7 protein-coding genes are annotated in these 9,639 nt (G+C 70.6%); all 7 read left to right on the top strand.

Going from position 1 to position 9,639, the window contains the following annotated elements; translation table 11 throughout:
* The first annotated feature begins 497 nt into the window (after positions 1–497).
* The 7 genes from ACFCX4_RS30890 (at position 498) to ACFCX4_RS30860 (ending at position 9,275) form a co-directional block, all read left to right on the top strand.
* A complete protein-coding gene (locus ACFCX4_RS30890; protein ID WP_376149644.1) occupies positions 498–2,705 on the top strand; it encodes a polyribonucleotide nucleotidyltransferase in 2,208 nt (735 codons plus the stop codon).
* A gap of 105 nt (positions 2,706–2,810) precedes the next feature.
* The gene (locus tag ACFCX4_RS30885; protein WP_376149641.1) at positions 2,811–4,163 is read left to right on the top strand and encodes a M16 family metallopeptidase; all 1,353 of its coding nucleotides are present in this window, start codon (positions 2,811–2,813) and stop codon (positions 4,161–4,163) included.
* A 14-nt stretch (positions 4,164–4,177) separates the two neighbouring features.
* Positions 4,178–4,924, top strand: a complete 747-nt coding sequence (gene dapB, locus ACFCX4_RS30880) for a 4-hydroxy-tetrahydrodipicolinate reductase (RefSeq protein WP_376149638.1) — start codon at positions 4,178–4,180, stop codon at positions 4,922–4,924.
* Between the two features lie 7 nt (positions 4,925–4,931).
* The gene (locus ACFCX4_RS30875; RefSeq protein ID WP_376149635.1) at positions 4,932–5,432 is read left to right on the top strand and encodes a hypothetical protein; all 501 of its coding nucleotides are present in this window, start codon (positions 4,932–4,934) and stop codon (positions 5,430–5,432) included.
* Entirely contained in the window at positions 5,429–6,169 is a 741-nt protein-coding gene (gene thyX, locus ACFCX4_RS30870) for an FAD-dependent thymidylate synthase (RefSeq protein ID WP_376149632.1), read from the top strand. The genes ACFCX4_RS30875 and thyX overlap by 4 nt, the downstream gene beginning before the upstream one ends.
* Before the next feature lie 349 nt (positions 6,170–6,518).
* Complete coding sequence (dapA, locus tag ACFCX4_RS30865) at positions 6,519–7,418, top strand: 4-hydroxy-tetrahydrodipicolinate synthase (RefSeq protein WP_376149629.1); 900 nt, start codon at positions 6,519–6,521, stop codon at positions 7,416–7,418.
* Positions 7,419–7,589: 171 nt separating this feature from the next.
* Entirely contained in the window at positions 7,590–9,275 is a 1,686-nt protein-coding gene (locus ACFCX4_RS30860) for a ribonuclease J (protein ID WP_376149626.1), read from the top strand.
* Positions 9,276–9,639 lie beyond the last annotated feature (364 nt).

Raw genomic sequence — 9,639 nt, 5'->3', positions numbered from 1 at the left:
ACTCCAGCATCCGCGATCCTGCCGCTCCGGGCGAGTCCCGACCGTCCCGTCGGTGGTCCACACCGGGGAGCCGCCCCTCGCGCGTATGCCGCGACCGGTGACCGCGGCGCCCGCCCGGGCGCCCGGCGGCCGCGGCCGCGGATAACAACTCGCGCGCACCTCCCCAGGTGGCCGAGGATTGCACCGTAGGGTTGTGGGCATGCCGGGTGATGGCGCCGCAAGCGCGCCACTCAGGCAGCAGGACCCGACCCCCGCGGGACGAAGGCTTCAAACGGAAGCCGCCCGCATCCGAGAGAGCGTCCAGACGCGGACCGCCCGTCCGGACCCGGCCGGCCGAGAGGCGCCGGTCCTCGGTAGTGGCCGCCGGAGGCCCCGCAGAACCGAAGCGGGGCGCACCGGAGGCTTCGATCGAAGACCGGCCCGACCGTCCAGGGTCAGCACGCAGGCACAACGCGGGGACGCTCTCCCGGAGACGTACGAAAGAGGAGATCTTCCAGGTGGAAGAGAACGTGTTCTACGCCGAGGCCGTGATCGACAACGGTTCCTTCGGCACCCGCACCATTCGCTTCGAGACCGGCCGTCTGGCCCGTCAGGCCGCCGGCTCCGCCGTCGCCTACCTCGACGACGACACCATGGTGCTGTCCGCCACCAGCGCGTCCAAGCAGCCGAAGGAGCACTTCGACTTCTTCCCGCTGACCGTGGACGTCGAGGAGCGGATGTACGCCGCGGGCCGCATCCCCGGCTCGTTCTTCCGTCGCGAGGGCCGGCCCTCCGAGGACGCGATCCTCACCTGCCGCCTCATCGACCGCCCGCTGCGCCCGTCCTTCGTCAAGGGCCTGCGCAACGAGATCCAGGTCGTCGTCACCGTGATGGCGCTCAACCCGGACCACCTGTACGACGTGGTGGCCATCAACGCCGCCTCCGCCTCCACCCAGCTGGCGGGCCTGCCGTTCTCCGGCCCGATCGGTGGCGTGCGGGTGGCCCTGATCAAGGGCCAGTGGGTGGCCTTCCCGACCCACAGCGAGCTGGAGTCGGCCGTCTTCGACATGGTCGTGGCCGGCCGCGTCCTGCCGGACGGCGACGTCGCGATCATGATGGTCGAGGCCGAGGCCACCACCCAGACCATCAAGCTGGTCGAGGGCGGCGCCGAGGCGCCGACCGAGGAGATCGTCGCCGCCGGTCTGGACGCCGCCAAGCCGTTCATCAAGGTCCTCTGCGCCGCCCAGGCCCAGCTGGCCGCCCAGGCCGCCAAGCCGACCGGCGAGTTCCCGGTCTTCCTGGACTACCAGGACGACGTGCTGGCCGCGCTGAGCGCCGCCGTCAAGGACGAGCTGGCCCAGGCCCTCACCATCCCGGGCAAGCAGGAGCGCAACGCCGAGCTGGACCGCGTCAAGGCGCTGGCCGCCGAGAAGCTGCTGCCCGAGTTCGAGGGTCGCGAGAAGGAGATCAGCGCCGCCTACAACGCGCTGACCAAGAAGACCGTCCGCGAGCGCGTCATCAAGGACAAGGTCCGCATCGACGGCCGCGGCGTCACCGACATCCGCACCCTGGCCGCCGAGGTCGAGGCCATCCCGCGGGTGCACGGCTCGGCCCTGTTCGAGCGCGGCGAGACCCAGATCCTGGGTGTCACCACGCTGAACATGCTCCGCATGGAGCAGCAGCTGGACACGCTCTCCCCGGAGACCCGCCGCCGCTACATGCACAACTACAACTTCCCGCCGTACTCGGTCGGCGAGACCGGCCGCGTCGGTTCGCCGAAGCGCCGCGAGATCGGCCACGGCGCGCTGGCCGAGCGGGCCATCCTCCCGGTCCTGCCGACCCGCGAGGAGTTCCCGTACGCCATCCGCCAGGTCTCCGAGGCGCTCGGCTCCAACGGCTCGACCTCGATGGGTTCGGTCTGCGCCTCCACCATGTCGCTGCTGAACGCCGGTGTGCCGCTGAAGGCCGCCGTCGCCGGCATCGCCATGGGCCTGATCTCCCAGGAGATCGACGGCGAGACCCACTACGTGACCCTCACCGACATCCTCGGTGCCGAGGACGCGTACGGCGACATGGACTTCAAGGTCGCCGGTACCCGCAACTTCATCACCGCCCTGCAGCTGGACACCAAGCTCAACGGCATCCCGGCGTCGGTGCTCGCCGCCGCGCTGAAGCAGGCCCGCGACGCCCGCCTGCACATCCTCGACGTGATGAACGAGGCCATCGACTCCCCGGACGAGATGTCCCCGAACGCGCCGCGCATCATCACCATCAAGATCCCGGTGGACAAGATCGGTGAGGTCATCGGCCCCAAGGGCAAGATGATCAACCAGATCCAGGAGGACACCGGCGCCGAGATCACGATCGAGGACGACGGCACCATCTACATCGGTGCCGCCGACGGCCCGGCCGCCGAGGCCGCCCGCACCACGATCAACCAGATCGCCAACCCGACCATGCCGGAGGTCGGCGAGCGTTACCTGGGCACCGTGGTCAAGACCACGACCTTCGGTGCCTTCGTCTCGCTCATGCCGGGCAAGGACGGTCTGCTGCACATCTCGCAGATCCGCAAGCTGGCCGGCGGCAAGCGCGTCGAGAACGTCGAGGACGTCCTCGGCGTCGGCGCCAAGGTGCAGGTCGAGATCGCCGAGATCGACCCGCGCGGCAAGCTCTCGCTGATCCCGGTCGTCGAGGGCGAGGAGAACGGCGAGGCCGCTTCCGAGTGAAGCGCCGCTAGCTGATCCCGCGGCCCGCACGCCCCCAGCGGCGTGCGGGCCGCACCCTGTTGTCCCCCGGCTCCTCGACGGACCGCTTTCTACGGAGGTACCCCCGTGGCCCAGGCCTCGGCGGCGAAGCAGCGCCCCGGCACGACCCGGACCCTGCTGAAGGGCGCGGACGGCGCCGGAACCGTGCGCCGCACCGTCCTCCCCGGCGGCCTGCGCGTCGTCACCGAGACCCTGCCGACGGTGCGCTCCGCGACCTTCGGCATCTGGGTCGGCGTCGGTTCGCGCGACGAGACCCCGCAGCTCAACGGCGCCACCCACTACCTGGAGCACCTGCTCTTCAAGGGCACCGAGCGGCGCAGCGCGCTGGACATCTCGGCCGCCCTGGACGCGGTCGGCGGCGAGATGAACGCCTTCACCGCCAAGGAGAACACCTGCTACTACGCGCGGGTGCTCGACACCGACCTGCCGCTGGCCATCGACGTGGTCTGCGACATGCTCACCGGCTCGCTGATCCGCCCGGAGGACGTCGACGCCGAGCGCGGCGTCATCCTGGAGGAGATGGCGATGGCCGAGGACGACCCGGGTGACGTCGTCCACGACCTCTTCGCCAAGGTGATCTTCGGCAACGGCCCGCTCGGCCGCCCGGTCCTCGGTACCCAGGAGACGATCCGCGCGCTCACCCGCGACCAGATCGCCGGGTTCTTCCACCGCCGATACAAGCCCGAGCAGCTGGTCGTCGCCGCGGCCGGCAACCTGGACCACCGCAAGGTCGTCAGGCAGGTCGAGCAGGCCTTCGCGCCGCTGCTCGCCAGGTCCGAGGCGGTCCCCGCCGAGGCGCGGCGCGGCGTCAAGGTGCTCCGCACCGCGGGCCGGGTCGAGGTGCTCAACCGGTCCACCGAGCAGGCCCACCTGGTGCTGGGCGTGCCCGGCGTCCCCCGGCACGACGAGCGCCGCTGGGCGATGGGCGTGCTCAACGCGGCCCTCGGCGGCGGGATGAGCTCCCGGCTGTTCCAGGAGGTCCGGGAGAAGCGCGGCCTGGCCTACTCGGTGTACTCCTACTCCTCCTCGTACGCGGACAGCGGGCTGTTCGGCATCTACGCCGGCTGCCAGCCCAAGCGGGTCGAGGAGGTGCTGCGGATCTGCCGCGAGGAGCTCGCCAAGGTGGTCGCCGAGGGCATCACCGAGGAGGAGCTGGCGCGCGCGATCGGCCAGATCTCCGGCTCGACCGTGCTCGGCATGGAGGACACCGGTTCGCTGATGAACCGGATCGGCAAGGCCGAGCTGAGCTACGGCCACCACCTGTCGGTCGACGACATGCTCGAACGCATCGCGGCGGTGACCCTGGACGACGTCCACGAGGTCGCCCGTGATGTGCTGGGGGCGCACCGGCCGTCGCTCGCGCTGATCGGCCCGATCAACGACAAGCGGGCCGCCAAGCTCGCCGACCTGCTGGCCTGAAGGGACTTCTCACCATGACGCTGCGTGTCGCCGTGATCGGCGCCCGGGGCCGGATCGGCTCGGAGGCCGTCAAGGCCGTCGAGGCCGCTCCGGACCTGGAGCTGGTCGCCACCCTGGGCCGGGAGTCGGAGCTCTCCGAGCTGACCGGCGCCGGTGTCCAGGCCGTCGTCGAACTCACCCACCCGGACTCGGTGATGGGCAACCTCGACTACTGCCTGCACCACGGCATCCACGTGGTCACCGGCACCACCGGCTGGACGGACGAGCGGCTCGCCACCGTCGAGGGCTGGCTCGCCGGGGCGCCCGGCCTGGGCCTGCTGATCGCGCCGAACTTCTCCATCGGCGCCGTGCTCGGCATGAAGTTCGCCCAGACCGCCGCCAGGTACTTCGAGTCGGTCGAGGTGGTCGAGCTGCACCACGACCGCAAGGCGGACGCCCCCAGCGGCACCGCCACCCGCACCGCCCAGCTGATCGCCGCCGCGCGCGCCGAGGCCGGCCGGCCCCCGCAGCAGGACCCGACCACCCACGGCCTGCCGGGCGCCCGCGGCGCGGACGTGGACGGGGTGCCGGTGCACGCGGTGCGGCTGCGCGGCCTGCTCGCCCACCAGCAGGTGATGTTCGGCGACACCGGCGAGACCCTCACCATCCGGCACGACTCGCTGCACCACAGCAGCTTCATGCCGGGCATCCTGCTCGGCGTGCGCAAGGTCGTCGAAACGCCCGGGCTCACCCTGGGCCTTGAGCACTTCCTGGACCTGTGAGCCCGGCATGACCTCCCGTACCGGCTTCTTCGTCCTCTCCGGCGTGCTGGCGCTGGTCGCGCTGATCTGCGTCGGCGAGGGCGTCCAGCTCGTCGCCACCGGCAAGCCGCTCGGCATCGGCCTCGGGCTGTGCGCCTTCGTCGTCCCGGTCGTCGGCTTCTGGTTCCTGCGGCAGACGATCCGCTTCGGGCGGGACAGCGAGCGGCTCGCCCGGGAGCTGGAGGCCGAGGGCGGTCTGCCGGTCGACGAGCTGGAGCGCACCGGGGGCGGCCGGATCGACCGGGCCTCGGCCGACGCCGTCTTCGCCCGCCGCAGGGCCGAGGCCGAGGCGGCACCCGGCGACTGGCGGGTCTTCTTCCGCCTCGCGGTCGCGTACGCCGACGCCGGTGACGTGCCGCGCGCCCGCAAGACCATGCAGCACGCGATCCGGCTGCACCGCACCACGGGTGCCGGGACCACCGCCACGGACGGCACCGGCACCACCGAACCCGCAAGGAGTAGCGCGTGAGCGACGAAACGACCGCCCCGACGGGCCCCCGGTTCCGCGGCGACGTCACCGTGGACCTGGTCCGCAGCGCGGCCGCCGACACGGACGTCATCTGGGCGGCCCGGGTCTCGACGGCCGGGGAGCAGTCCCTGGAGGCGCTTCAGCAGGACCCGGAGAAGTCCGCCGGCCTGATCAACTTCCTGATGCGGGACCGGCACGGCACGCCGTTCGAGCACAACTCGATGACCTTCTTCATCAGCGCGCCGATCTTCGTCTTCCGCGAGTTCCACCGGCACCGCAGCGGCTGGTCGTACAACGAGGAGTCCGGACGCTACCGCGAGCTGCAGCCGGTCTTCTACGTCCCCGCCGAGGACCGCAAGCTGGTCCAGCAGGGCCGCCCGGGCCGCTACGAGTTCGTCGAGGGCACCGCGGAGCAGCACCGGACCGTGACCGCCTCGATGGAGGCCGCCTACCGCGAGTCGTACGAGCGCTACCAGGAGATGCTGGCGGCCGGCGTGGCCCGCGAGGTCGCCCGCGCGGTGCTGCCGGTCGGCCTCTTCTCGTCGATGTACGCGACCTGCAACGCGCGCTCGCTGATGCACTTCCTGTCGCTGCGCACCAAGCGGGCGTACTCGGCGGTGCCGTCGTTCCCGCAGCGCGAGATCGAGATGGTCGCGGAGCGGATGGAGGAGCAGTGGGCGCAGCTCATGCCGCTCACCCATGCGGCGTTCGAGAAACACGGCCGGGTCGCCCCCTGACCTGCGGCGACGGGCATCCGGGGAGCATGTCTGGCATGTCTGGATTGCGGCATTTCCGACCTCTCCCTACGCTCGTGAACACGGATTCCGGTGCTGCTTGAACCCCCGAGCACGCAGCACCGGAATCCCATGTCCCCGCCGTCGGGACCCCGTCCGCCGGAACCTCCCGCGGCCGGGGCCGCGCGCGGGCCGTACCGGAACCGGCCGGCGGCCGTTCGGCGGCCGTTCGGTTTTCCGCGGTCCTTCCGCACGCGGTTCGCGGTAGGTTCGCAGCCGTCCGCCACCGCGGCCGTCCGAACCGTGGACCGGCCTGGGTGTCGCCGCACCGCCTACGAGTAGTTTTGGACGCATGGCTCCGACCTCCACCCCCCAGACGCCCTTCGGCCGGGTCCTGACCGCGATGGTGACACCGTTCACCGCCGACGGCGGCCTCGACCTCGACGGCGCCCAGCGCCTCGCCGCGCACCTCGTCGACTCCGGCAACGACGGCCTCGTCGTCAACGGCACCACCGGCGAGTCCCCGACCACCAGCGACGCCGAGAAGGACCGGCTCGTCCGCGCCGTGGTGGAGGCGGTCGGGGACCGGGCCCACGTGGTGGCCGGCGTCGGCACCAACGACACCCACCACAGCGTGGAGCTGGCCCGCCGGGCCGAGGCGGCCGGCGCGCACGGCCTTCTGGCGGTCACGCCGTACTACAGCAAGCCCCCGCAGGAGGGCCTGTACCGGCACACCGTGCGGATCGCCGACGCCACCGGGCTGCCGGTGATGCTGTACGACATCCCGGGCCGCACCGGGGTCGCGCTGAGCCACGAGACGCTGGTGCGGCTGGGCGAGCACCCGCGGATCGTCGCCAACAAGGACGCCAAGGGCGATCTCGGCGCCGCGGCCTGGGCGATCTCCCGCTCCGGTCTCGCCTGGTACTCCGGGGACGACATCCTCAACCTGCCGCTGCTGTCGGTCGGAGCCGTGGGTGTCGTCAGCGTCGTCGGACACGTGGTGGCCGGCGACCTGCGGAGCATGGTCGAGGCCTACCTGGCCGGTGATGTGGCCAAGGCCACGGCCGTCCACCAGCGCCTGCTGCCGGTCTTCACCGGTATCTTCCGCACCCAGGGCGTCATCCTGACCAAGGCGGCGCTGGAGCTCCAGGGGCTGCCCGCCGGCCCGCTGCGGCTGCCCCTGGTCGGCGCGACCCCCGAGGAGATCGCGCAACTGAAGAGGGATCTCGCCGCCGGCGGGGTAGACCTGTAACAGACAGAGACGTGCGCGCCCCGGCTCGCCGGACCCGCAGGGGTCCGCCGCTGGACCGGACCGAAGGCGCGAGAGCACAGACCCGGTAGGAACACCGACACTGAGAACGCACGCCATATGTCTCGCGGGGGAGGACCCCGGACATATGGCGTGCGTCGTGAGGAGAGTCTTTTGAGCCACCCGCATCCCGAACTCGGCGCGCCCCCGGCCCTCAAGCCGGGCGCCCTGCGCATCACTCCGCTCGGCGGTCTCGGCGAGATCGGCCGCAACATGACGGTCCTCGAATACGGGGACCGCATGCTGATCATCGACTGCGGCGTCCTCTTCCCCGAGGACGAGCAGCCTGGTGTGGACCTGATCCTCCCGGACTTCAGCTACATCCGGGACCGCCTCGACAAGGTCGACGGCATCGTCCTCACGCACGGCCACGAGGACCACATCGGCGCGGTGCCCTTCCTGCTCCGCGAGAACCCGGACATTCCGCTGATCGGGTCGAAGCTCACCCTCGCACTGATCGAGGCCAAGCTCGCCGAGCACCGCATCCGTCCGTACGTGCTGGAGGTCACCGAGGGCGACCGCGAGCGGATCGGCCCCTTCGACTGCCAGTTCATCGCGGTCAACCACTCCATCCCGGACGCGCTCGCGGTCGCCGTGCGCACGCCCGCCGGCATGGTCGTCGCCACCGGCGACTTCAAGATGGACCAGCTGCCGCTCGACGGCCGCCTCACCGACCTTCCGGCCTTCGCCAAGCTGGCGGAGGAGGGCATGGACCTGCTGCTGGTGGACTCCACCAACGCCGAGGTCCCCGGCTTCATCCCGCACGAGCGGGACATCTCGGCCGCGCTGCGGAACGTCTTCGCGAACGCCGACAAGCGCATCATCGTGGCCTCCTTCGCCAGCCACGTGCACCGCATCCAGCAGGTGCTGGACGCCGCGCACGAGTACAAGCGCAAGGTCGCCTTCGTCGGCCGCTCGATGGTCCGCAACATGGGCATCGCCCGCGACCTCGGGTACCTCAAGGTTCCCGGCAACATGGTCGTCGACGTCAAGCAGCTGGACGACCTGCCGGACAAGGAGGTCGTGCTGATCTGTACCGGTTCGCAGGGCGAGCCGATGGCCGCGCTGTCCCGGATGGCCAACCGCGACCACCAGATCCGCATCGTCGAGGGCGACACCGTCATCCTGGCCTCGTCACTGATCCCCGGCAACGAGAACGCCGTCTACCGGGTCATCAACGGCCTGACCCGCTGGGGCGCCAAGGTCGTGCACAAGGGCAACGCCAAGGTGCACGTCTCCGGCCACGCCTCGGCCGGCGAACTGCTCTACTTCTTCAACATCTGCAAGCCGCGCAACCTCATGCCGGTGCACGGCGAGTGGCGCCACCTGCGGGCCGCGGCCGACCTCGGCATCGCGACCGGGATTCCGCGCAACCGCGTGGTCATCGCGGAGGACGGCGTCTGCGTCGACCTGGAGAAGGGCATCGCCCGCATCGTGGGCAAGGTGCAGGCCGGCTACGTCTACGTCGACGGCTCCTCGGTCGGCGACATCACCGAGGCCTCGCTCAAGGACCGCCGGATCCTCGGGGAGGAGGGCTTCATCTCCTGCTTCGTGGTGGTCGACTCCACCAACGGCAAGATCGTCGGCGGCCCGACCCTCCAGGCCCGCGGCTCCGGCATCGACGACGCCGCGTTCGCCCCGGTGGCGGCCAAGCTGCAGGAGGCCCTCGACCGCTCGGCGGGTGACGGCGTTCTGGAGATCCGTCAGGTCCAGCAGCTCGTCCGCCGGACCCTCGGCAAGTGGGTGGCGGACAACTACCGCCGGCGCCCGATGATCCTGCCGGTCGTCGTCGAGGTCTGACCCCGGTCGGTTTGACGTGGGGCAACCCGGTGCGTAATGTTCTCCGGGTTGCCCCACGGGACGGCCCCCAGTCGAAGTTCTCGAACTGAATTCGAGAACGGAGCGGGAAAACGGCCCGAGAAACTCTGCTAGAGTTCGGGAGCGCCGAAAGGCCGAAGCAAATCCGATGAAGCAAACTCCGGAAAACGGGGCGGAAAACATCTGATAAGCTGGAGACACGAAAGAACGAAGCGCCCGGAGGGCCGGTGTGAAAGCCGCCCGAAGGAAGTGTCCGTTCCTTGAGAACTCAACAGCGTGCCAAAAGTCAACGCCAGATATGTTGACATCCCCGGCCCCGGATTGTTCTGGGGTTGGAGATTCCTTT

The organism is Kitasatospora sp. NPDC056327, from assembly GCF_042261735.1.
Classification (GTDB): Bacteria; Actinomycetota; Actinomycetes; order Streptomycetales; family Streptomycetaceae; genus Kitasatospora.
This window is presented reverse-complemented; position numbering and strand designations above follow the sequence as displayed.

Excerpts from the sequence above, each read along its gene's own strand:
- dapA (WP_376149629.1), top strand. The coding sequence starts at position 6,519 with ATGGCTCCGACCTCCACCCCCCAGACGCCCTTCGGCCGGGTCCTGACC.
- dapB (WP_376149638.1), top strand. The coding sequence starts at position 4,178 with ATGACGCTGCGTGTCGCCGTGATCGGCGCCCGGGGCCGGATCGGCTCG.
- ACFCX4_RS30875 (WP_376149635.1), top strand. The coding sequence starts at position 4,932 with ATGACCTCCCGTACCGGCTTCTTCGTCCTCTCCGGCGTGCTGGCGCTG.